Annotated in this window: 18 protein-coding genes and 1 tRNA gene; 7 read left to right on the top strand and 12 right to left on the bottom strand. The window is 69.7% G+C overall.

From position 1 onward, the window contains the following. Window positions 1-23 precede the first annotated feature (23 nt). The 8 genes from ACZ434_RS15290 to ACZ434_RS15255 form a co-directional block, all read right to left on the bottom strand. Window positions 24-1130, bottom strand: a complete 1107-nt coding sequence (locus ACZ434_RS15290; protein ID WP_468455758.1) for an LCP family protein — start codon at window positions 1128-1130, stop codon at window positions 24-26. Window positions 1131-1476: 346 nt separating this feature from the next. Next, window positions 1477-3540, bottom strand: coding sequence for a transcription termination factor Rho (rho, locus tag ACZ434_RS15285; protein ID WP_468455756.1), 2064 nt, complete (start codon window positions 3538-3540; stop codon window positions 1477-1479). A gap of 420 nt (window positions 3541-3960) precedes the next feature. After that, window positions 3961-4878: a homoserine kinase gene (gene thrB, locus ACZ434_RS15280; protein WP_468455754.1), complete on the bottom strand. Its 918-nt coding sequence runs from the start codon at window positions 4876-4878 to the stop codon at window positions 3961-3963. 651 nt (window positions 4879-5529) lie between these two features. After that, complete coding sequence (gene thrC, locus ACZ434_RS15275) at window positions 5530-6588, bottom strand: threonine synthase (RefSeq protein ID WP_468455752.1); 1059 nt, start codon at window positions 6586-6588, stop codon at window positions 5530-5532. 6 nt (window positions 6589-6594) lie between these two features. Then, a complete protein-coding gene (locus tag ACZ434_RS15270; RefSeq protein WP_468455750.1) occupies window positions 6595-7887 on the bottom strand; it encodes a homoserine dehydrogenase in 1293 nt (430 codons plus the stop codon). A gap of 181 nt (window positions 7888-8068) precedes the next feature. Next, entirely contained in the window at window positions 8069-9460 is a 1392-nt protein-coding gene (gene lysA / locus ACZ434_RS15265) for a diaminopimelate decarboxylase (protein ID WP_468455748.1), read from the bottom strand. A 20-nt stretch (window positions 9461-9480) separates the two neighbouring features. Continuing rightward, entirely contained in the window at window positions 9481-10515 is a 1035-nt protein-coding gene (gene nrtL, locus ACZ434_RS15260) for an ArgS-related anticodon-binding protein NrtL (RefSeq protein WP_468455745.1), read from the bottom strand. An 88-nt stretch (window positions 10516-10603) separates the two neighbouring features. Beyond that, window positions 10604-11095 (bottom strand): response regulator, encoded by a 492-nt coding sequence (locus tag ACZ434_RS15255; RefSeq protein ID WP_468455910.1) that lies wholly within the window; start codon window positions 11093-11095, stop codon window positions 10604-10606. A gap of 115 nt (window positions 11096-11210) precedes the next feature. On the opposite strand from ACZ434_RS15255, the gene ACZ434_RS15250 reads away from it, so the two are divergent. Beyond that, window positions 11211-11282 (top strand) — tRNA-Arg (locus tag ACZ434_RS15250). 1016 nt (window positions 11283-12298) lie between these two features. Here the strand turns inward: ACZ434_RS15250 and ACZ434_RS15245 are convergent. After that, window positions 12299-12856 (bottom strand): phosphotransferase, encoded by a 558-nt coding sequence (locus tag ACZ434_RS15245; protein WP_468455743.1) that lies wholly within the window; start codon window positions 12854-12856, stop codon window positions 12299-12301. A 556-nt stretch (window positions 12857-13412) separates the two neighbouring features. Here ACZ434_RS15245 and ACZ434_RS15240 point away from each other — a divergent pair. Beyond that, window positions 13413-13892: an excalibur calcium-binding domain-containing protein gene (locus ACZ434_RS15240; protein ID WP_468455741.1), complete on the top strand. Its 480-nt coding sequence runs from the start codon at window positions 13413-13415 to the stop codon at window positions 13890-13892. Window positions 13893-14048: 156 nt separating this feature from the next. On the opposite strand, the gene ACZ434_RS15235 is transcribed toward ACZ434_RS15240, so the two are convergent. Further along, window positions 14049-14462, bottom strand: coding sequence for an ATP-binding protein (locus ACZ434_RS15235; protein WP_468455739.1), 414 nt, complete (start codon window positions 14460-14462; stop codon window positions 14049-14051). Window positions 14463-14717: 255 nt separating this feature from the next. On the opposite strand from ACZ434_RS15235, the gene ACZ434_RS15230 reads away from it, so the two are divergent. Next, a complete protein-coding gene (locus ACZ434_RS15230; RefSeq protein WP_468455737.1) occupies window positions 14718-15566 on the top strand; it encodes a helix-turn-helix domain-containing protein in 849 nt (282 codons plus the stop codon). Between the two features lie 9 nt (window positions 15567-15575). Then, window positions 15576-15767 (top strand): hypothetical protein, encoded by a 192-nt coding sequence (locus ACZ434_RS15225; protein ID WP_468455734.1) that lies wholly within the window; start codon window positions 15576-15578, stop codon window positions 15765-15767. Window positions 15768-15814: 47 nt separating this feature from the next. Here ACZ434_RS15225 and ACZ434_RS15220 read toward each other — a convergent pair whose 3' ends face one another. Further along, window positions 15815-17047, bottom strand: coding sequence for an HNH endonuclease (locus ACZ434_RS15220; RefSeq protein WP_468455732.1), 1233 nt, complete (start codon window positions 17045-17047; stop codon window positions 15815-15817). 245 nt (window positions 17048-17292) lie between these two features. Here ACZ434_RS15220 and ACZ434_RS15215 point away from each other — a divergent pair, with 245 nt between their 5' ends. The 3 genes from ACZ434_RS15215 (at window position 17293) to ACZ434_RS15205 (ending at window position 21763) form a co-directional block, all read left to right on the top strand. Next, window positions 17293-17964 (top strand): hypothetical protein, encoded by a 672-nt coding sequence (locus ACZ434_RS15215; RefSeq protein ID WP_468455730.1) that lies wholly within the window; start codon window positions 17293-17295, stop codon window positions 17962-17964. Window positions 17965-18037: 73 nt separating this feature from the next. After that, window positions 18038-19948 (top strand): TerD family protein, encoded by a 1911-nt coding sequence (locus ACZ434_RS15210; protein WP_468455728.1) that lies wholly within the window; start codon window positions 18038-18040, stop codon window positions 19946-19948. A gap of 309 nt (window positions 19949-20257) precedes the next feature. Continuing rightward, window positions 20258-21763 (top strand): AAA family ATPase, encoded by a 1506-nt coding sequence (locus tag ACZ434_RS15205; RefSeq protein ID WP_468455908.1) that lies wholly within the window; start codon window positions 20258-20260, stop codon window positions 21761-21763. An 83-nt stretch (window positions 21764-21846) separates the two neighbouring features. Here the strand turns inward: ACZ434_RS15205 and ACZ434_RS15200 are convergent, their stop codons facing one another. Further along, entirely contained in the window at window positions 21847-22599 is a 753-nt protein-coding gene (locus ACZ434_RS15200; protein WP_468455726.1) for an FG-GAP-like repeat-containing protein, read from the bottom strand. Window positions 22600-22743: the final 144 nt, after the last annotated feature.

Genomic DNA, 22743 nt, shown 5'->3' with positions numbered 1-22743 from the left:
CGATGGATGCGGTCCCGCGCCCCTCACGGGGCGCTCACGACGCCCCCCGCTTCACCCGCGGCCGTGTCCTCGGTCGCACTCGCGGGGATCGACCGGTCGTTCCTCAGTGCGTCCCACACCTGCCGGGCCTTGTTCTTCTCGATCAGGACGCGGTTGGCGTCCGCGGGGTCGTAGACGACCGGCATGGTGATCATGTGCATGTTGTCGGCGCCGATGCCCTTCAGGCCATTGGCGAAGGACATCAGGGAGTTGACCGAGCCGAGGCCGGAGTCGGTGGTGACGGCCTTGGTGGCGGTGTCGGCGAGGTCGTACAGCTTCTTCGGGCTGGTGAGGACGCCGACCTCCTCGACCTGCCGTACCAGAGCCTTGATGAACGCCTGCTGGAGCTGGATGCGGCCGAGGTCGGAGCCGTCGCCGACGCCGTGCCGGGTGCGGACCAGGCCGAGGGCCTGTTCGCCGTCGAGGCGGTGGGTGCCGGCCGGCAGGTCGAGGTGGCTGTCGGGGTCCTCGATGTCCTCGGTGGTGGTGACCTCGACGCCGCCGAGTTCGTCGACGAGCTTGCGGAAGCCGGTGAAGTCGACCTCCAGGTAGTGGTCCATGCGCAGGTCGGTGATCGACTCGACGGTCTTCACCGCGCAGGCCGCTCCGCCCGTCGCGTAGGCGGAGTTGAACATGACGCCGTCCGCGGCCGGGTGGGTGCCGCCCTCGGTGTCGGTGCATTCGGGCCGGTCGACGACCGTGTCGCGCGGTATGGAGACCACGTCGGCCTTCCTGTGGCCCTCGTGGACGTGCACGATCATCGCGGTGTCGGAGCGGGCGGTGCCGTCGTCGCTGCCGCCGCCGAGGTCCCGGTTGCCGCCGGCGCGGGTGTCGGAGCCGAGGACGAGGATGTTCTCGGAGCCGTCGTCCGCCTTCTCGGGCCGGGCGGCGCCGAGGGCCTGGTCGATGTCGACGCTCTCGATGTTGCCGTTGAGCTTGACGTACACGGCTCCGGCGCCGGCCCCGCCGAGGGCGACGATGCCGGCCGCGGTCCAGGCCACGGCCTTCCAGCCCCTGTGCCGCTTCTCCCGCTCTGTGCGGCGGCGCCCCTTGCCCCGGTGGCGCGCGCCGGGTGTGCTCTCGGCAGACATGTGCTCCTCAGCTCATCCTCGGACGGTTACCCCCTGCCGTCGGCGCCAGACATGGCCGTCAAAGGCCCGTATGGCGCCAATCGTCCAGTAGTCGCATCGGACGGGGAATCCCGGCGCAGGGTCGCACGGCGTCCTGTGCCCCTCCGGTGGCCGCCTCCGTGCCGGGCGCCGTGCCCGGGAGCCGCTGCCGCCCGTCCGACCTGCGGTTCCGGTCGCCCGCGCCGCGCCTGTCGGCCCGGCCGGGCGGGGTGGTCCCTGTGGCGAACGTCTCGTGACACGCGCGAAGGGCCGCTTCCTGCGCGGAAGCGGCCCTTGGCGGAAAAGCGTTCTTGCGGACGGTCGGACGTCAGTCGCCGTTGCCCGGCGTCGGCGTCGTCTTCTGGATCTGCATCAGGAACTCGACGTTCGACTTGGTCTGCTTCATCTTATCGAGGAGCAGCTCGATGGCCTGCTGCTGGTCGAGCGCGTGCAGCACCCGGCGCAGCTTCCAGACGACGGCGAGCTCCTCGGCACCGAGCAGGATCTCCTCCTTGCGGGTGCCGGACGCGTCGACGTCCACCGCGGGGAAGATGCGCTTGTCGGCGAGCTTCCGGTCGAGCTTGAGCTCCATGTTGCCGGTGCCCTTGAACTCCTCGAAGATCACCTCGTCCATGCGGGACCCGGTGTCCACCAGGGCGGTGGCGAGGATGGTCAGCGAGCCGCCGTCCTCGATGTTGCGGGCCGCACCGAAGAACCGCTTCGGCGGGTACAGGGCGGTCGAGTCGACACCACCGGACAGGATGCGGCCGGAGGCCGGGGCGGCGAGGTTGTACGCACGGCCCAGACGCGTGATCGAGTCGAGCAGCACGACGACGTCGTGGCCCAGCTCCACCAGGCGCTTGGCGCGCTCGATGGCGAGCTCGGCGACCGTGGTGTGGTCCTCGGCCGGGCGGTCGAAGGTCGAGGAGATGACCTCGCCCTTCACCGACCGCTGCATGTCGGTGACCTCTTCCGGACGCTCGTCGACGAGGACGACCATCAGGTGGCACTCGGGGTTGTTGTGGGTGATCGCGTTGGCGATCGCCTGCATGATCATGGTCTTGCCGGTCTTCGGCGGGGCCACGATCAGACCGCGCTGGCCCTTGCCGATCGGCGACACGAGGTCGATGATCCGCGTGGTGAGGACGCCGGGGTCCGTCTCCAGGCGCAGGCGGTCCTGCGGGTACAGCGGGGTGAGCTTGTTGAACTCCGGGCGGCCGCGGCCGTGTTCGGGCGCCATGCCGTTGACGGAGTCCAGGCGGACCAGCGCGTTGAACTTCTCGCGCCGCTCGCCTTCCTTGGGCTGGCGCACGGCGCCGGTGATGTGGTCGCCCTTGCGCAGGCCGTTCTTGCGGACCTGGGCGAGGGAGACGTACACGTCGTTGGGACCGGGCAGGTAGCCGGAGGTCCGGATGAAGGCGTAGTTGTCGAGGATGTCGAGGATGCCCGCGACCGGGATCAGGACGTCGTCCTCGGCGATCTGCGGCTCCTGGCCCATCTCGTCGCGGCCACGACGGCCACGGCGGTCGCGGTAGCGGCCGCGACGGCCACGGCGGCCGCCTCCGTCGTCGTCGTAACCGTCGTCCTGACGGCCGCCTCCGCCGCCCTGCTGGTTCTGCTGACGGCCCTGGCCGCCGCCCTGGTTCTGCTGGTCGTCGCCCTTGTTGCGACGGTCCCCGCGGTCCCCGCGGTCGCCGCCACGGTCGCCGCGGTCCCCGCGCTCACCGCGGTCACGGCCGCGGTCTCGGCGGTCGCGGCGGCGGCCCTCGCCGCCGTCGTGGTCGGACTTGCCGTCGCCCTGCTGCGACTGCTGCTGCGGCTGGGCGGACGTCTCGGTCCTGCTGTCGGACTTCCCCTCGGCGGTGGCCGTCTCGGCCGCGGCCGGGGCACCGGCCTCGGCGGTGGCGCGACGGCGGCGGCGCTCGGCGGGGGCGGCCTCCTCGGCCGGCTCGGCGGCGGCCTTCGGGGAGGGCTGGCCGGGGATGTCGATCTGCTGCTGGGCCGCGGCCTTCTCGGCGGGGGCCTGCTCGTCCTTGGCCTCGGCCTGCTTCTCGGCGGCCTCACCCGTACGGGTCCGGGAGGTGGCGCGGCGCTTGGGCTTGGTCTCGGTGTCGGACTCGGCCTTGGCCGGGGCCGCTGCGGCGGGGGCTCCCCCGCCGGCGGCCTGCGCTTCCTTGATGACCTCGATCAGCTGGCTCTTGCGCATGCGCGCGGTGCCCCTGATGCCGAGGCCGGACGCGACCTGTTGCAGCTCGGCCAGCACCATGCCCTCGAGGCCGGTACCGCGGCGACGCCGGGAGCCGGCACCGGTGGCAGGCGCGGAAGCGTCCGTGGCGGGCGCGGCAGCGGTCTCCTCGACACGTGCGCCCATCAGATCGGTGGTGTCGCTCACGAAGGGTCCTTCCCTGGAGCGGGCGTCGGCCTGTCTGGCTCGGCGACCGGTTGTGCTGTCCGGCATCGGTCCTCGATGTGTGAACTGAGCCGGGGCGGTTGTCCGCCTGAGCGGCGGAAGAAATATCTGGTGATGGCGCTTCCTCGAGCCGTGGCATCGCGTGTCACGTGGCGTGGTCGCACCGGTTCCGAAGCTCCCCCAGAGGGGGTACCCCCACCGTCGGACCGTTCAGTGTCCGCGTACGACGTACTGCCTGCGTACGTAGCAGTGAACACAGTGCGGCTTGGGGAGCTCCCGGAAGAATGTCTGTCCCGGACGGGGACACGAGGCACCTCGCCATGGTGGGGTCGGGTGCAGACTTGAGGTTAACACTACCGGATCCAACAAACATTCCCCCTCTCCTCATCCGGCAACCGTGTGTCAGGTGGCGAGCGGAAGCACGCTCGCTCCCTGCACATCGAGGCTGAGCCGATTGGCGGCCCAGTCGTTGCCGGCCAGTGCTTCGACCTTGTCGGCCGTGTCCGCGTCCGCCAGCGCCATCACCGTGGGTCCGGCGCCGGAGATCACCGCGGGGATGCCGTCCCCGCGCAGCCGCTCCACCAGGGCGGCGCTCTCGGGCATGGCCGGGGCGCGGTACTCCTGGTGCAGTCGGTCCTCGGTGGCGGGCAGCAGCAGCTCGGGGCGCCTGGTCAGGGCCTCGACGAGCAGGGCGGCACGGCCCGCGTTGGTGGCGGCGTCGACATGCGGCACGGTGCGCGGGAGCAGTCCGCGCGCGGTCTCGGTGAGGACCGGCTTCCCGGGCACGAAAACCACCGGAACGATGGAATCGGAGGGCTCCATCCTGATCGCGCGGGCGGCGCCGCGCTCCATCCAGGACAGGGTGAATCCGCCGAGCAGACAGGCGGCGACGTTGTCGGGGTGGCCCTCGATCTCGGTGGCCAGTTCGAGCAGCGCGGTGTCGTCGAGCTTGGCGTCGGCGCCTATCGTCACGGCGCGCGCGGCGACGATCCCGGCGCAGATGGCGGCCGAGGAGGAGCCCAGGCCCCGGCCGTGCGGAATGCGGTTGGCGCAGACGATCTCGAGGCCGCGCGGCTGTCCGCCGAGCAGGTCGAAGGCGGTGCGCAGGGAGCGTACGAGGAGGTGGCGCTCGTCCCGCGGGAGGGTCTCGCTGCCCTCACCCGCGATGTCGATGTGCAGTCCGGAGTCGGCCACCCGGACGACCACGTCGTCGTACAGCCCCAGCGCGAGGCCGAGGGCGTCGAAGCCCGGGCCGAGGTTGGCGCTGGTGGCGGGGGTGCGCACCCGGACGGCGGCGGCGCGGAAGGCGGGACCGGCCATCGCTCGAAGACTCTCCTTGAGCTGCGTGACTGTCGAATGACGTTCGATGGACATTCGATGACGTACGAAAACCCCTGGGGCCGCCGCCGACCGGGCTGGCCGGCCGCTTCCCGGGCCGCTCCCGGCCGCTTTCCGGACCGTGGAGACGACGCACTACCGCGGCATATGCGGCGGGCGGGTTTCAGTACAGCCTATCGAAGGAAGGTTGACTGGCGACATAGGGCGCACAGGAGGCGCACGATGCGTGTCGAGAGCCCCTTGTGCACCCCCCGTAGGTAACTTCCCCAGGTGAGGCCGCCTTTACGCCCGGCTGCCCTCCCCCTGCTGTTTTACGCCCGGCTGTGCCGATTCCGGCGCGGTGTCGGGCGGGACGGGGCCGGGAAGGGGCCGGAATCGGGCCGGGATCGGCTGCGGTCGGTCGGTCGGTCGGAACCGGGCCGGATTCGGCTGTTTCCGGTCGCCCGAGACCGAGCCGGACGCAGCCGCACCCGGTCACCGCCGACCGAAACCGAACGCTGCCGCACCCGGATGCAACCACGCGCGGCCGCCACCGGCCAAAGCCGAATTCAGCCGCACCCGGCCGCCACCGGCCGAAACCGGTGCAGCCGCGCCCAGTCGCCGCCGACCGAGACCGAGTTCAGCCGCCGCCCGTCAGACGAGGCCGAGCCGCTCCGCGGCGGTCGCCGCGTCGACGGGGACGGTGACGGGCTGCGGCGCGCCCGCGACGGCCCAGTCCGGGTCCTTCAGACCGTTGCCGGTGACCGTGCACACGATCCGCTGCCCCGGGTCGACCTTGCCCTGCTCGGCGGCCTTCAGCAGACCGGCGACCGACGCGGCGGACGCGGGCTCGACGAAGACGCCCTCCTGGGAGGCCAACAGCCGGTAGGCGCGCAGGATCTCACGGTCCGTCACCTCGTCGATGGCGCCGCCGGACTCGTCCCGCGCGGCGAGCGCGAGGTCCCAGGAGGCGGGGTTGCCGATACGGATGGCGGTGGCGATGGTCGACGGGTCCTTGACGACCTCACCACGCACGATCGGCGCGCTGCCGGAGGCCTGGAACCCCCACATGCGGGGCGTCCTACTGCTCACCCCGTCGGCGGCGTACTCCTTGTACCCCTTCCAGTACGCGGTGATGTTGCCCGCGTTGCCCACCGGGAGGACATGTATGTCGGGAGCGTCGCCCAGCATGTCCACGATCTCGAAGGCGGCCGTCTTCTGCCCCTCGATACGCACCGGGTTGACCGAATTGACCAGCGCCACGGGGTAGTTGTCGCTGAGCGCGCGGGCGAGGGCGAGGCAGTCGTCGAAGTTGCCGTCGACCTGGAGGATCTTGGCACCGTGGACCAGCGCCTGCCCCATCTTGCCGAGCGCGATCTTGCCCTGCGGCACCAGGACGGCGGAGACCATCCCGGCCCGCACCCCGTACGCGGCGGCCGAGGCGGAGGTGTTGCCGGTGGAGGCGCAGATGACCGCCTTGGCCCCCTCCTCCTTGGCCTTGCTGATGGCCATGGTCATCCCGCGGTCCTTGAAGGACCCGGTGGGGTTCGCGCCCTCGACCTTGAGGTGCACCTCGCAGCCCGTGCGCTCGGAGAGCACCTGCGCGGGCACGAGCGGCGTACCGCCCTCACGGAGCGTCACGACCGGCGTGTTGTCGGATACCGGCAGCCGGTCCCGGTACTCCTCGATGATTCCGCGCCACTGGTGGGTCATTGCTGGTTACTCTCCTTCAACCCGCATGATGCTGGCGACACCACGCACGGTGTCGAGCTTGCGCAACGCGTCGACGGTCCCCCCGAGGGCCGCGTCGGACGCACGGTGGGTGACGACGACGAGGGAGGCCTCACCGTCCTTGCCCGACTGGCGCACCGTGTCGATCGAGACACCGTGCTCCGCGAACACGGTCGCGACCTGGGCGAGAACACCCGGTTTGTCGGCCACGTCGAGGCTGATGTGGTAGCGCGTGACGACCTCGCCCATCGGCGAGACGGGCAGCGCGGCGTACGCGGACTCGCCGGGCCCGGTGGTGCCGCTGATCCGGTTGCGCCCCACGGCGACGAGGTCCCCGAGCACGGCGGAGGCGGTCGGCGCACCGCCCGCGCCGGGCCCGTAGAACATGAGCTGCCCGGCGGCGTCCGACTCGACGAACACGGCGTTGTAGGCGCCGCGCACGGAGGCCAGCGGGTGGCTGAGCGGAATCATCGCCGGATGCACCCGCGCGGTGACGGACGCCCCGTCGCCGGCCCGCTCGCAGATGGCGAGCAGCTTGATGGTGCAGCCCATCTCCTTGGCGGAGGCGAAGTCGGCGGCGGTGACCTCGGTCATGCCCTCGCGGTAGACGTCGTCGAGGCGCACCCGCGTGTGGAAGGCGATCCCGGCGAGGATGGCGGCCTTGGCGGCGGCGTCGAAGCCCTCGACGTCGGCGGTCGGGTCGGCCTCGGCGTACCCGAGGGCGGTGGCCTCGTCGAGGGCCTCCTGATAGCCGGCGCCCGTGGTGTCCATCTTGTCGAGGATGAAGTTGGTGGTGCCGTTGACGATGCCGAGCACCCGGTTGACCTTGTCGCCGGCGAGGGACTCGCGCAGCGGGCGGATCAGCGGGATGGCGCCGGCGACGGCGGCCTCGTAGTAGAGGTCCTTGCCGTGCTCCTCGGCTGCGGCGTGCAGCGCGGCGCCGTCCTGGGCGAGCAGCGCCTTGTTCGCGGAGACGACGGAGGCGCCGTGCTCGAAGGCGGTGGTGATGAGCGCCCGGGCGGGCTCGATGCCGCCGATGACCTCCACGACGATGTCGAGGTCGCCGCGTTTGACGAGGGCGGTGGCGTCGGTGGTGACCAGGGCCGGGTCGATGCCCTCACGCACCTTGTCCGGCCGCCGCACGGCCACGCCCGCGAGCTCCACCGGAGCCCCGATCCGGGCGGCGAGGTCGTCGGCGTGCGTCGTCATGATGCGCGCCACCTCTGAGCCGACCACTCCACAGCCCAGCAGCGCCACCTTCAGCGGACGCGTACGCATCATCCGACCTCGTTTCCTGATTACCGTCTCGGTTGCACCAGTCTCACTCACCGGACGGAACTTTCTGCCATAAGTCCGGATCGTGAGACGTCTATTTCATTTTCATGACCGGAAAGACCGAAGATCTTCCGTCACCCGGCAGATCTTCCGTCACCCGGTCGTCGTTCCCGTCACCGCCGCCACCTCACCCGACATCGAGCCGGAGGAGGTCCTCCTCCGTCTCCCGCCGGACGATCACCCGCGCCTCGCCGCCGCGGACGGCGACGACGGGCGGCCGCAGGACATGGTTGTAGTTGCTGGCCATGGACCGGCAGTACGCCCCGGTCGCCGGTACGGCGATGAGGTCGCCCGGCGCCAGGTCCCCCGGCAGGAAGGCGTCCTTCACCACGATGTCACCGCTCTCGCAGTGCTTGCCGACGACCCGGCACAGCATCGGCTCGGCGTCGGAGTCGCGGGAGACGAGGGAGACGCTGTACTCGGCGTCGTACAGCGCGGTGCGGATGTTGTCCGACATCCCGCCGTCGACGGAGACGTACGTCCGCAACCCGTCCAGCGGCTTGACGGTGCCGACCTCGTACAGCGTGAAGGCGGTCGGCCCGACGATGGCCCGCCCGGGCTCGACGGAGATCCGCGGCGTGCGCAGCCGCGCGGCCTCGCACTCCCGGGTGACGATCTCGGTCAGCGCCTTGGCGATCTCGTGCGGCTCACGCGGGTCGTCGTCACTGGTGTACGCGATGCCGAGCCCGCCCCCGAGGTCGATCTCGGGCAGCTCGACGCCGTGCTCGTCCCGGATCTGCTTGAGCAGCCCCACCACCCGGTGCGCGGCGACCTCGAACCCCGACATGTCGAAGATCTGCGACCCGATGTGCGAGTGGATCCCGATGAGCTCCAGACCGTCGAGCTTCAGCGCCCGCCGCACGGCCTCCGCCGCCTGCCCCCCGGCCAGCGGGATCCCGAACTTCTGGTCCTCGTGGGCGGTGGCGATGAACTCGTGCGTGTGCGCCTCGACACCCACGGTGATACGGATCTGCACCCGCTGCCGCGTACCGAGCTCCTGCGCGATGTGCGCGACCCGCACGATCTCCTGGAACGAGTCGAGCACGATCCGCCCGACCCCGGCCTCGACGGCCCGCCGGATCTCGCCGGTGGACTTGTTGTTCCCGTGGAAGGCGATCCGCTCGGCCGGCATCCCGGCCGACAGCGCGGTGGCCAGCTCCCCACCGGAACACACGTCCAGGTTCAGCCCCTCCTCGTGCAGCCACCGCACGACGGCCCGGGACAGGAACGCCTTGCCAGCGTAGAACACGTCGGCGTCGTCCCCGAAGGCGGTACGCCAGGCCCGCGCCCGGGCCCGGAAGTCGTCCTCGTCGAGGAAGTAGGCCGGCGTGCCGAACTCCTCGGCGAGACGCTTGACGTCGATCCCGCCGACGGTGAGCACACCGTGCTCGTCACGCCCGACGGTCTGCGACCACACCTTGGGGTCGAGGGCGTTGAGATCGGCGGGCGGCGCGGAGTAGTGCCCCTCGGGAAGGACGTCGGCGTGACGGGGCCCGGCGGGGTGTGCGGAACGGCTCATGGTGGTCTCTCTGGGCTCTCTCAGAGGTGGTCGGGTGCGTCGATGCCGAGCAGGGACAGGCCACCGGCCAGCACCGTCCCGGCGGCTTCGGCGAGGGCGAGCCGGGCACGGTGGGCGGCCGAGGGTTTCTCCTCACCGAGCGGCAGCACGTCGGAAAGCAGCGGCAGCACGGCATCGGCGACGGTCACCAGATGCCGGGCGAGCCGGTCGGGCGCCCGGTGGGTGGCGGCGGCGACGAGGACACGGGGATGGTCGGCGAGGGCCTGGAGCAGCGCGGGCGCGTTGACGGGCCCCGGCTCGGGCCCGAACCCCAAGTCGGCGGCATTGCGCACAACCGCCCGGCTCCGGGCATGCGCGTACCGCACCCGGAACAGCGGATTGACCTCCCGCTGCACCAGATGCTCCTCCCCGATCCGCGGCCGGTCGTGCGAGGCGGGATACAACAGCGCCCAGCGCCCGGCATCACGACCGAGGGGCAGGGGATCGGCGGGCGCGGGAACGGGCCGGACACCGACGTGGACGTCCCCGTCGGCACGGCCGTCGACGCGCACGCCGAGCACGGTCCCCCACTCCTCCTCGAGCGGGCCCACGCAGGCGGCGTACACGAGGGCCCCCTGCGACCGCAGGATCCCGGCCACGACATCGAGCTGAACGACAGCCCGCACTTCCCGCGCCGCGGTCAGCCGTACGCCGCCCTCCCCCGCGAGGGAGTCGCCGTACCCGTACCGGACCCCACGCCGCAGCACCTCACGCACGAGATCGACGGGCGCGGTGCCGGCAAGCGAGATATTGATGAACCCGGGCCCGGTAACCACGACATCGCTGATACCCCCGACGCCCAGCAGATGGGGCCGGATGATTTCGGCGACCCTCTGCGCCGGCTGCCCGGCCGGACGGGCGAGCTGAAGGGCGACGTTGGTGGCGTAGTCCCCGCACCCCCCGGGCCCCGGCGGCGCGACCAGCACCCGCTCGGGCGGCTCCACGCTCAGCTGCCCCTCGTCGACGGCACGGCGCACCGCGTGCAGCACGGTGCGGGAGAGCTCGACGGGGGTCACGGGACAAGCGTATGGGAGGAGGGGGGTGGGTAGGCGAACGGGTTAGGCCGCCATCCCGGGATATGGACGCCCCTGGACACCCCCGGCCTCACCCACCGGCATGCCCGGCGGCCGGCGCGGCATCCCCCGGCCCCCGCACCCCGGGCACCCGCCCGAGAGGATCCACGATCAACCCGCGCACCAGCCGGACGAGTTCCTGCGGATCGAAGGGCTTGGCGAGAAAAGCGTCGACCCCGACATCGAGCCCGCTCTCCACCTCGTGCTGCGTACACGCACTGACGATGACGAGCGGAAGGTCACGCGTACGCGGATCGGACCGCAGCAGCCCAGCCGTCCGCAGCCCGTCCAGCCTCGGCATGACGACATCGAGGGTGACGAGGTCGGGCCGCACCTGATGAACGACTTCCAGACACTCGGCACCATCGGCCGCGGTCACGACCTCGATGCCCTCCAGCTCGAGGTTGACCCTGATCAACTGCCGGATGACCTTGTTGTCGTCCACCACAAGGACCCGGCCCGATGCGTCTGGCACAACTCGAGAGTAGGTCGACACCAGCCACCGCGTCCGGCGTTTCCCCACTTCCACCCCGACCGAGCGACACCCCGCCCCGCCCTCCTGCGAAAACGGGTTCCTGACCACCCCCGGGGAACTGGTAGTGTTCTACCCGTCGCCGCGATCACCACGCGGGCGACACGCCCCCGTAGCTCAGGGGATAGAGCAACGGCCTCCGGAGCCGTGTGCGCAGGTTCGAATCCTGCCGGGGGCACACTGTGTAAGTGTGACCTGAACCCCGTCACCAGCGGAAACGCTGAGGGCGGGGTTTTCGCGTATGTGCAGGCGCGCTCCGCCGGAAGCAGCCGTTTGCCAGTGATCACGTTGTAATAGCGTGTTGATCTTGGAAGGCTTCACCGCAGGTCAGAGGGAATGCCGCGGCTCCCTGAAAGCACCTCCGTGGACCATTTGTGGGCAGGGCAAGCCCTCGAGACGATCGCCCTGGAACTCCCAGAAGTCCAGAGGCTGACGCACACTTCGAGGGCTTACCACCCTTCGCCGTCAGTCGCAGTCCGTCTCAACCCGTTCGGCGCGGCTCAGCCTTTGCGCAACGTCCTGCAGGAAGTACGCGGCAGCGGCTGGACGATGTTTGAACGGGCCCTCCAAGCGTGCTGCGTTGATGTACACGCCGATTGGAGAGGAGGGCCTGTACAGCACCACTTCTTCAACCTCCCTCGACGGCAGGGGCGACGGAAGGTGTGCAACTTCATGCTTCGCGAGCCAGCGACTGATCTCCGCAGCTCGGCTTGCGCTGAGACGTCCCCACTCGGAGTCGTAAAGCTCTCGGAGCCATCCCATCGAAACAGCAGTAACTCCGTGGTCTGTGTCGATCTCGCTCAAAATCTCAGCACGCCGGTCCTGCATCTACCCCCCCTGTTCTGTGCTGGAGAGATTTTGACACTCGGAGCCGCTACGTTGCGACGGGGGGAGCCGGCTCGGCCGTGACCTGCATAGTTGTCGTCTCTTGGAGGTACGCATGCAGGAGCCCCGGAGGCTTCCGGGGCTCCTGCTGAGGTCATAGCAAGCAGGCTTCTGACCTACGCAGACGCCAAGAGTTCTAACGGCCTCCGGAAGCCGTGTGCGCATGTTCGGATCCTGCCGGGGGCACTCGCTCTGGCACCAACCAGCCTTGAATGTTTAGGTGTGGTCACCAGGGCGGATGCCAGCGAGAGAGGGCGGGAGTCGGTCTCACTGGCTCCCGCCCTCTCTCGTTGGCTCTCAGCAGTCCCGTCAGTGACTGGCCACACCGTCGGCCGTCATCCGGTGCCAGACCTCTTGTGCGCGCCGTCGCAGCGCGAGAACGAGTTCGACGTTGTCTCCGCGTTCGGCGCTTTGCAGGAGTTCGGTGATGACCACCAGTTCTGCGAAGCGCCCGTCCTCGTTGTCGAGAACGGTGGAAAGTTCCTGACGGACCCGCTCGGCGGTCTGCGGCATGCCGATGCTGTAGGTGTGGAGCAGAGCAGCGTCGTAGCCGGCCGGGGCCAGGCCCCAGCCCTCCCAGTCCAGGATGCCGAGTTCAGGGCCGACGAGGTTGGCCCAGTGGAGGTCGCCATGTGCGGTGGACCACGCGCGCGGCACCGTAGGGACGGGCCCGTTGAGGAAGGCGAGGTGCTTCGGCATGGCGCGGTCCAGGTATGCCTGGCGTACGGCCGTACGGTCGGCCCGGACCGCCGAGAGGCAGGCGAGGGCCGTGCGCAGGTCGCTCCACCAGGCTGTTGTCGGAAGAGGTTCGGCGGTGACGAGCGCCGGGGTGGGTGAGACGACTTCACCGACGGCACGGGCGTACAACTCTGCCTTGTACGCGTTTCCTCCCTCCGTCCACTGCCGTACGAGATGTAGGCGAGGGCGCGGTACCTGCTGAGGCACCAGTCGTTCGGCGTCTTCCGGCCCCGTCCACAATTCTCCGGTCGCCTTGTCCAAGGGGCTGTGGACGACACGCAGCCATCCTGGCCCGCAAGGACCGGTGACCGGTCGGCCCAGCGTGCGCCCTCTCCACCCCCATGCCTCCCGCGCCTCTCCGCCGGACGGCCGAGCGTCAGGAGCTGCCCCGAGGAGACCGCACGCCGCGGTATGGGCACTCCGCATGCGCGCGGCGGTCTCGGGGACGTCGGGTTCCGAGGACATCGACAACTTTTCTCAGATGATCGGATGAGAAGGGCGCACAATTCGCGGCATGTCTCGGTGATACCGGTCCCCGCACTCTTCATCGGCCTGAACTGCAGGTATGTCACCTCAGGGGCGGAATCAGCATCACCATCCCATGATCCAACCCGATGTCACGGTTTCACATTTTCTTCACACGACGCTACCGTCGGCCCGTCCGCACCCACCTGACGGGGAATCAATGACCAACCCATACATACCCACGCCTCCCGCCGCCGGCCGCTCCGCCCCGAAGTGGGCCCGTAAACGCTACGTGCTGCCCGCGCTCGGCCTCGCGTTCTTCATCGGCATCGGAGCCGGCGCCAGCGACTCGCAGCCGAAGGACGACGCCAAGCCCGCTGCGGCCAAGGCAACCCCGTCCGCGACGGTCACCGAAACCGTCACGGCGAGCCCCACCGCCGAGCCGAAGCCCGCACCCACCGTCACCGAGACCGTCGAGGTAGAGGTGGAGGTGACGAAGACCGTCACCGAAGAACCCGACAGTGGATCCGGTGGCGGATACAGCAGCGACGACGACGGCAGCGGCGGCAGCGGCGGCAGTGTCTATTACCGGAACTGCGATGCCGCCCGCGCCGCCGGCGCCGCACCCGTCCACCGCGGCGAACCCGGATACGGCAGGCACCTCGACCGTGACGGCGACGGCACCGGCTGCGAGAGCTGACAGGCCCGCCAGGGCGGGGGCGAGGCTCACCTATTGCCCGAGCCGCCGAGGGAGCTGGGCGATGTGCCGGTCGGCCCGTCTGGCAGGGTCGGGCCGACCGGCCGGGCAAGCCCTGGGCGACCTGCCCGGTGCCGGCCGGCCGATCGCTCCGCCGGGTCAACCGCCTCGACGGAAGGAGAGGCCCGCGATCACGGATGTTCCACGTGTGGGGCGGGAGCGGACGGTCCAGGTGGTGGCGAGGTGGTCGACGAGGAGCAGGCCCCTGCCGTTCTCGGTGTCCGCGTCCGGGTGGGTCAGTACGGGCTTGCCGGTGCCGGGGTCGGAGACTGCGAGCCAGTAGTGGCCGTCAGCGGGCCACAGGACGAGTTCGATGAGGTCTTCGTCCTCCCTGTGGGCCCCGTGACGGATGGCATTGGTGACCAGTTCGGAGGTCAGCAGGCCCAGGTCGTCGCCGAGGTGTGGGCGGAGGGCGTTCGGCAGCGTTTCGGCGACGGCGTGGCGGGCCCGCCGTACGGAGGTGGGGTGGGCGGGGAAATGCCAGTGGACGGGTACCAGGGGGATTTCGGGCATGGTGAACTCCAGTGCTGTGTGAGGGGTTTGGGGTCGCCGGTGGCCTACCGCCCTGGTCGCGGGCGCACCCGTCCCAGGGCAGGCGGGCATGCTCGCGCGGTGCGCTTCCGGCATCGCTGTGTGTAGCTTGCGCGATACTGACAGTAGAGCAGTCGGTGGTAAATTTCCCACGCGCTCAAGAGAATTCACCACGGGGAGGTACGTCGGCCTCCAAGCGCCGCCGAGCGGCCCCTGCCCCGGATGGAAGGAATCCCGATGCCCCCGAGGACGACCCCGACAGAACGACAGAAGCGGCTGGGAAGTGAGCTACGGCGCATCCGTACCGTGTCAGGGATGTCGGCGGAGTTCGCGGCGGGCCTACTGGGTGTGGACCGAGGCAAGATCTCCAACATCGAGTCCGGGGTCAGGGGTATCAGCGCCGACCGCCTGCGGACACTGGCCTGCAACTGTGACGTGACCGATGAGACGTACATCGAGGCGCTCGTCGAGATGGCTCAGGCGAGTACGGGATGGTGGGAGCGCTACCGAGGCATCCTGCCGCAAGGCCTGCTGGATATCGCGGAGACGGAGAGCCACGCCGTGCGCATGCGCGGCGCCAACACCGTGCACGTGCCCGGCGTACTCCAGACCTCGGAACAGGCGATGGCCATCTTCCGGGCTGCGGTCCCTGCCTTGCCCGAGCACGAGGTCGCTCTGCGACTTGCGCTGCGCGCCGAACGCCAGCAGGTGATCACCGGCGACAGGGCGGTCCCGTACGTCGCGGTCATCCACGAGGCCGCTCTCCGAATGCAGTTCGGCGGTCCCGGCGTGGCCCGCGCACAGTTGGAGTACCTTCTGGCGGTTTCCGAGCGGGACAACGTCACCGTGCTCGTTCTGCCCTTCGCCCATGGCAGCTTCCCTGGTGCCGGGCAGACGGTCGTCCACATCGAAGGGCCCGTACCGCAGCTCGATACGGTTCAGGTGGACAGCTCCCACGGCCCCACCTTCCTTCATGCCGAAGGTCAGTTGGTGAAATACCGGGCACAACTCAACCTGTTGGAAAGTCTGGCTCTGTCGCCCGAGCGGTCCAGAGACTTCGTCCGCGACATCTCACGCCAACTCTGAGGAGTTCCGATGGCCGACATCACCTGGGAAGCCCCGTTCTGCGCCGAGGGCAGCTCCTGCTTCCGTCTCGGTACCGACGCCGACGGGAACGGGTACATAGCTGTTGCCGGTCAGGAGGAGAGTCCTCTCACCGACTCCCTCGAAGCCCTGCGCACCCTCATCACCGACATCAAGGCCGGTAAGGCCGACCACCTGTTGTAGGGCTCGCAGCGCATCGATACCAAGCTCGTTCCCAGCCCTGCGCCACGTCAGCCGACGGCAGGCCCGCGAGCATTGATCTTGCACAGTTTGCGGTGATAGCCGACGTGCGCCTCGTCCATCGGGTGTCTGGGGTCGCGGCGGAGGGGGCGGGGTTGCCTGTCGTGCCTCGTCCCTCTGACCAGGCCGTCGGAGTCGATGTAGATCTCCAAACCGTCGAAGAGCACGTGGCAGTTGGCACACAGGCACAGGAGGTTCTGCAGTTCGTCGGGGCCGTGGTGGGGCCTGCCCAGGCCTCTTATGTGCGCGGCCTCGCTGTACGGGCGGTTCAGGTGGCGGAGCGCCGTGCCGCAGATCTGGCACCGGTCGTCTTCGAGCTCCTTTACCTTCCTGGCCAGGGCTTCGTCGCGGACGATGACGGAGCGGGTCGTGTCACGGCGTGGTGCCGGGCCGGTCGCCCGCCTGTGCTCGTTGCCCAGGTCGGCACCGCTGCTGTCGCCCTCCGAGGGGCTCAACAGGCTGCCTGCCGTGGTGTATCCGTTCAGGCCTATCCGCTCGAAGAGGGCCTGGCGGTCAACGTTTTCGAGATAGGTCTCGCAGATCGCGGTGATGGCTTCGAGGCGGGTCACCGGGTCCTGGAGGAGACCGGCGGTCTCTTCCTTGAAGCCGGCCTGTGGGTGGTGCGCGTCGAGGATGCTCGTCTTCGGCATCCTCTTGGCCGGCTCGGTGGGTATGCCCCGGACCTCCCACAGTCCGCTGCCCCGGAGATGCCAGAACGGGTACTCCGGTGTGGCCTTGGCGTTGGGAAGCCCGAACTCGGTCAGGAGCGGGCCGACCTCGTCCCGGAACCGGAGCCATGGGGTCATACGGGGCCGCTCGTCGACAACGCCGGATATGGCCCACAGGAGGGTCAGCGGCTGGTGACGGCTGGGCGCCGGGTTGCCGGGGCCGCGGGAGACCTTGAGTTTCCGGAGGTGCTTCAGGAGGGCGGCGCGGTCGCCGGGCGTCTCCCCGGTCTCCACCACGAAGCCGAGGTCGCGGAGGCATCGCGCCACCGTGGCCGCGCCGCCGCTGAAATCCCGTGGGCGCAGGAAGTCGCCTGTGGCATGCCCGTGGGCGACACCGGCTATGGCCTTCGAGTCGTAGCGAAGACCGTCCAGGACCAGCTCGTAGGACGTGGCTCGCCCGAAGCCGTACGTCTGGAGGAAGTCGTCCCGGCCCAGGCGGCGGAACTCTTCGGTCGCCGCGATGACGTCTTCGTGTCTGATGTCGCCAAGCCCCATATGCCGAAGGCTAGTCGGACAGTATGAGAATCCATGTGACGTGGTGGGAGGGGTGCTCGTTCGGACATCGCGTTCCCCTGGTGGACGGGGGGGCTGACGCCCGAAGGGGCATCGGGCTGGTCGGCAGCGGCGTTGGGTCGCGTGCACAGCGTTCGGGCGATGGGCACGATTTCAACACAAACTCTCCACAAGCCCGGCCTCACCAGGAATGATGCATCGCACAAGGAGCACGCCCTGGGGGGATCATGAGTTACAACGCCACGCCACCGCCGGTGCCCGGCTTCCCACCGATGCCGCCGGCGCCGCCGCAGAAGGACAGGAAGACGAACACGATCGTCATCGCTTCCGTCTCCGCGGCGGTCGCGGCCGTCGTCGCGGCCACCATCACGGCCGGTGTGACGAGCAGCGACGAGGCCAAGCCCGCACCCACGGTCACCGTCACCGAGACGGCGAGCGCCGAGGGCGAGGGCTCGGCTTCGGACACCGCCGCGGACTCCGAGCCGGAACCGGCCGCCGAGCCGAGCGGCAGCGATGCGTACAGCCTCAGTGACACCGTGACCTACGAGAACGATGTCGAGGTCAGCCTGTCGAAGTTCTCCCGGAGCGTCTCCAGCGAATACGCCGCTCCCGAGAACACGCCCTACGCGAAGTTCACCATCAAGGTCGTCAACGGTTCCGCCGAGACGGTCGACGCGACCGAGTTGTCCGTCAACTGCGCGTACGGCGATGAGGGCAGAGAGGGTGAAGAGATCTTTGACGACGGGCTCGACGGGATTCCCGACACACGCATCCTCGCGGGACGTTCCCTGTCCATCACGTGGGGCTGTGAGCTCCCGAAGAACGAGAAGTACCTCCAGGTCGAAGTCTCGCCCGACTTCGAATCGGAGACGGCGATCTTCGTCGGCAACGTGAAATAGTCCGGCCTCGGAGACGGAGGTAAATCATCATGCAGGTTGAAAGAAGGGCGTATATCGGATGATCCTTGGCGGCATGAGTCTCGTATCCCCTTCCTTCAACGCACCCGCCATGGGCGACTATGCCCACGAATGGGCCCTGGTCGACGTGGAGACCTCGGGACTCATGGCCCGGCGGGACCGGGTGCTGTCCGTTGCGGTCATCACGGTCGGTCCGGACGGTGAACAGACCGGGGAGTTCTCGACGCTGCTCAACCCGGGGTGCGACCCGGGGCCGGTGGAGGTGCACGGGCTCACCGCCGAGCGGTTGCGGGACGCACCGACCTTCGAGCAAGTCGCCGGGCGGATCGGAGCGATGCTCCAGGACCGGGTGCTGGTGGCCCACAACGCCCAGTTCGATTACGACTTCCTGGCCCACGAGTTCGCCCGCGCGCGGATGTGGCTGCCGGTGTCGAAGCGTCTGTGCACCCTGGCTCTGAACCGCCAGGTGGACCCGCCCACGGACGACATGAAGCTCGGCACCCTCGCCGCTCACTACGGCGTCTCCCAAGAGCGCGCTCATGACGCGCTGGACGACGCCCGGGTGCTTGCCGGGATCCTGCGGGCGTCCTTGCGCGAGGCAGCGCGGCTCGATCTGCCCTTGCCGCTGGTGACCTGCCCGCCGCGGGCGGAGTCCCAGTTCACGCCGAAGCCGCCGAAGACTCCCTGCGCCTTCCGTAATCCGGGACGTCTGGCTCCCGGCGGGCCGCTCCTCCAGGGGATGAAGGTCGCGGTCACCGGTGAGACCGCCCACGCCCGGGCGGAGCTGATCGGGCGTGCGGTCGCCGCCGGGCTGAACATGATGTCCTCCGTCAGCCGGCACACCAGCGTTCTGGTCACCAACGAACCGGCGGCCGGTTCCGCGAAGGCCCGACGCGCACTCGCCGAAGGCGTGCCGGTCATCGACGAGCAGACCTTCCTGCGGCTGCTGGCCGACGTACGGCCGGGGACAGCACACGAGGTGACGGCCGTCAAGGTCGGTCGTCCGGCGGCTGCGCCGGAAGCGGAACAGGCCGCGCCCGTCGAACCGGTGCCCACCACGGCCGCTGCCGTACCCGCCCCGGAGGCGGTGGCCGTCACCGCGGCCTCCGGCGACGTATCGATCCCCGCGCCGCGCCCGTCGGAGCCCTCCGCCGGCAGCTCGGACAAGCCCCTGGCGGGACGTCGGGTGCTGGTGCTCGGTGGCATCCATGCCGATGCGGCGGCGGCTCGTACGCGCGTGGTCGAGCTGGGCGGATCCGCGGCGATCAACCTGTCCGCCAGCGTCACCGACGTCGTACTCCTGCCGGGCGGGGAGAACGACCGGCGCATGAGGCGCGTCACTTCCCTCGAACTCCCCGTGCACGAACCGCACTGGCTCATCTCTCCGACCGCGACCGGCCGGGATGGGGAGGCTCTCCGGCCTCGGGGACCGCAGGTGATGCCGAGGGGCGGCGTCGTCGACCTGCCGGTGCCGCACGGCAGACCCGCGCCGGAGTGGTACGTCACCGCCGGCTGGGCCCCGCAGTCCGACTGCGAGATCGACGTCGTCGCCTTCCTCCTCGACGAGGACGAACAGGTCACCTCCGACGGGGACTTCGTCTTCTACGGAGCCCCGGAGAGCCCCGCCGGGACGGCGCGCCTGCTGACCGGAGGCCCTGCCGAACAGACCATCGCCCTCGACCTTGCATCCCTGCCACCCGCGACACGGAAGGTCGTCGTCGCCGCGGCCATCGACGGCGCCGCCACCTTCGGGGCCGTCGGTGCGATCCAGGTCGGTACGGCTCCGGGCAGTAGCGGAGCACCTGTCGCCCGGGCCACCCTGGACGCGGCCACCACCGAACGCACGATGCTGCTCGCGGAGATCTACCGCCGCGGTCCGGTCTGGCGCCTACGTGCCGTCGGCCAAGGCTACGACCACGGCCTCGACGCCCTCGCTCGCGGATACGGGGTCGACATCGCCGACTGAACGACGGCGCCGGATGCCAATACCTGTGCCCAGATCGGGGCGGCATCCCTGGGCCTCTCCCTTGCCGGTCAGCGCGCCTGGATCTCCGAGGGCTCCGTCAGCGGACGTCCCGCCACTCCTCCGGAGGGTGGAGGCGGCTCCGGGTCGTTCTGTCGGTCCACTCGTCGTGCATTGCCGGAGGAATCGCCATAGACCGTACCCGCGACTATCCCGCCGCGGAGCACTATGGACGAGCAGGAGTTAAGGGGAGGCCCTACAATTCTTGTTCAGGTGGGCCTGGACAAGAACGGAGGGGCTGTGAGTGAACGGATGGTAAAGCCGGAGCGGCTGCTGGGCCGTGATCACGAGTGGGCCCTCCTGGACGACTTTCTCGCCGATCCGGCCACCGAACTGCGGCTGGCCATCGTCTCGGGGCGCCGGAGGAACGGGAAGTCGTTCCTGCTGGAGGCGCTCACAGATGCCGTGGGCGGGCTGTACCTGACCGCTGTGCAGGAGGAAGGCCGGGTGCCCGCGCTGCACCGGTTCACCGAGGCGATCGCCGCGCACGCGGGTGTGCGGCCCGGGGCGATGCGGCTGGACGACTGGCGGGACGTACTCACCGCCGCGCTGGATGTGGTGAACCGGGCGCCGGGAGCGCCGCTGATCGTCATCGACGAGCTGCCGTACCTGATGGAGCACTCCCCGGAGATCCCCGGGTTTCTGCAACTGCTGTACGACCAGTCGCAGTCCGGCAAGGCACCCGGAGGCCGGATCATCCTGTGCGGCTCGGCGATGAGTGTGATGTCCGAGTTGCTGTCCGGGACCAAGCCCCTGCGCGGCCGAGCGGTTCTGGATCTGCGTCTGCCGGCTTTCGACTACCGCACCTCCCGCACTCACTGGGGCATCGCGGACCCGGCAGTGGCACTTCAGGTCGACTCCGTGCTGGGCGGCGCCCCCGGCTATCGGCCACTGGCGGCGGGGCGGGCGCCGCAGCGGGAGGAGGATTTCGCCCCCTGGGTGGAGCGCACCCTGCTGGACCCGGGACGAGCCCTCTACTCCCGGGTCGAGGCGGAATTCCTGCTGCGTGAGGACCCGCGGATCACCCACCGGACGCTCTACTACGACGTACTGTCCGCGGTCGCCCGGGGCGCCTCGACCCCGGCGAAGGTCGGTTCGATGCTGGAACGGTCCCGCTCCGCCATGGTGGGCCCGCTGGAGGTGCTCGAGTCCACCGGCTACGTCCGCAAGGAGCAGGACCTGCTCAAGGCACGGCACCCAACCATCAGGGTGGCCGACCCGGTGATCCGCTTCAACCAGCTGATCACGCTGCCCATGGTGGACCTGGTGGAACGGCGACGCGGTGCCCAGGTGTGGCAGTCGTCCCGGCCGACGTACCACTCGAAGATCCTCGGCCCGCATTTCGAGGAGACCGCGCGCGAATGGGTCCGCTCCTTCGCCTTCGACGAGACGGGGCTGGGGCTCGGCGCGGTCGGTGGGGCAGAGATCGCCGATCCGACTGCCCGGACCAAACACGAAGTCGACGTGCTCGCCATGGCGCCCGGCGAACGCCCGCAGAACCCGCGAGCTGCCATCGCCCTGATCGGCGAGGCCAAGGCCACCGTCCAGCCCCGGGGGCTCAAGGACCTCGAGCGTCTCGAACATATCCGGAACCTGCTCGCCGCCCAGGGGCACCGGCCGGACGACGCGGCCCTCGCCCTGTTCTCCCTGCACGGTTTCCATCCCGATGTCATCGAGGCCGCCGGGCACCGCCGCGATGTCCTCCTGGTAGACATCGACGCGCTGTACGGCGACGGACCTGTCCGCGGGCTGACGTGAGCTGACGGGGGCTGCCGGCTGTCCGGCCCGGCTTCCGGTCGCTGGAAGTGCAGTGCGCCCTCCTCAGCCGTCGGACGCGTGCGTCAGCCGGTGGTGTCGGGGGCGCAGGCCGGGTGGAAGGCTGTCGGGGTGGCGCGGGGCATGTCGGTGGGGGTTTGTTGGTCGGTCTGTTCGGCGTACTCGCTGTACTCGGCGTTCTTTTCGTTGCGGTCGCTGTCGAGGCCGTCCTCGCTGCCGAGGCGGGCTGTCGTCGAGTAGACGCCGTCGCCCGCGTGGCCGTAGGCGGCGAGGTCCGGGTAGCGGTCGTTGTTGTAGTCGGCCACGGCGAGGGCTCGTGGCTCGATCAGGGAGACGGGATGTGTGCTCTGGCCGGCTCCGCTTGCCGAGAAGGGGCCCAGGCGTAGTTCGGAGACGTCCGGTTTCTCCGGGTTGTCGCCGCTGAACTCGGGGGTGGCGACGACGAAGAGGTCGTTCCAGCCGTCCTGGTCGAAGTCGGCCACGACGGCCAGCACGTCGTGGGCCTCCTCGCCGTCGTCTCCTACGAGGTCCCGGGGGCCCACCCTCGTGTCCTTCCCGCCGTCCTCCGCTCCGAAGGTGATGGTCAGGTCGTCGCTGGTGAGGGAGCCGGGTGAGACCCGGTCCGGTGTGCCGTCGGCGTTAAGGTCGGCCACGAGGTCGTCGAAGGGGGTCACACAGCTCTTGACGGTCGGCCCGGAGGCCGGGTTGGGGGGCGGATCGCCCAGGCCGTCGCCGCAGCCGGCCACCAACAGACCCATCGACGCCGTCAGCGCCAGTGTGCGGCCTATTCGCCGGGCCGTACCTTCCCCACCGTGCACTGTATGACCGCCTTTCCGCGAACTCGATCGTGGACGAGGCAGATGGTACGGGCGGGCAGTGATCGGTGTTCCCCGTCAGGTTGTTCTCCGGGGCGGGGGTCGCCCAGGCGGAGGACGGGAAGGAGACGCCTTCGAGGAAAACGT

The organism is Streptomyces sp. NPDC030893, from assembly GCF_055571535.1.
This window is presented reverse-complemented; position numbering and strand designations above follow the sequence as displayed.

Bases quoted from the DNA above. Each gene is read 5' to 3' on its own strand.
- ACZ434_RS15290 (WP_468455758.1), bottom strand. From the start codon at position 1,130: ATGTCTGCCGAGAGCACACCCGGCGCGCGCCACCGGGGCAAGGGGCGC.
- thrB (WP_468455754.1), bottom strand. From the start codon at position 4,878: ATGGCCGGTCCCGCCTTCCGCGCCGCCGCCGTCCGGGTGCGCACCCCC.
- thrC (WP_468455752.1), bottom strand. From the start codon at position 6,588: ATGACCCACCAGTGGCGCGGAATCATCGAGGAGTACCGGGACCGGCTG.
- ACZ434_RS15270 (WP_468455750.1), bottom strand. From the start codon at position 7,887: ATGATGCGTACGCGTCCGCTGAAGGTGGCGCTGCTGGGCTGTGGAGTG.
- lysA (WP_468455748.1), bottom strand. From the start codon at position 9,460: ATGAGCCGTTCCGCACACCCCGCCGGGCCCCGTCACGCCGACGTCCTT.
- ACZ434_RS15240 (WP_468455741.1), top strand. From the start codon at position 13,413: ATGACCAACCCATACATACCCACGCCTCCCGCCGCCGGCCGCTCCGCC.
- ACZ434_RS15235 (WP_468455739.1), bottom strand. From the start codon at position 14,462: ATGCCCGAAATCCCCCTGGTACCCGTCCACTGGCATTTCCCCGCCCAC.
- ACZ434_RS15230 (WP_468455737.1), top strand. From the start codon at position 14,718: ATGCCCCCGAGGACGACCCCGACAGAACGACAGAAGCGGCTGGGAAGT.
- ACZ434_RS15225 (WP_468455734.1), top strand. From the start codon at position 15,576: ATGGCCGACATCACCTGGGAAGCCCCGTTCTGCGCCGAGGGCAGCTCC.
- ACZ434_RS15220 (WP_468455732.1), bottom strand. From the start codon at position 17,047: ATGGGGCTTGGCGACATCAGACACGAAGACGTCATCGCGGCGACCGAA.
- ACZ434_RS15215 (WP_468455730.1), top strand. From the start codon at position 17,293: ATGAGTTACAACGCCACGCCACCGCCGGTGCCCGGCTTCCCACCGATG.
- ACZ434_RS15210 (WP_468455728.1), top strand. From the start codon at position 18,038: ATGAGTCTCGTATCCCCTTCCTTCAACGCACCCGCCATGGGCGACTAT.
- ACZ434_RS15205 (WP_468455908.1), top strand. From the start codon at position 20,258: ATGGTAAAGCCGGAGCGGCTGCTGGGCCGTGATCACGAGTGGGCCCTC.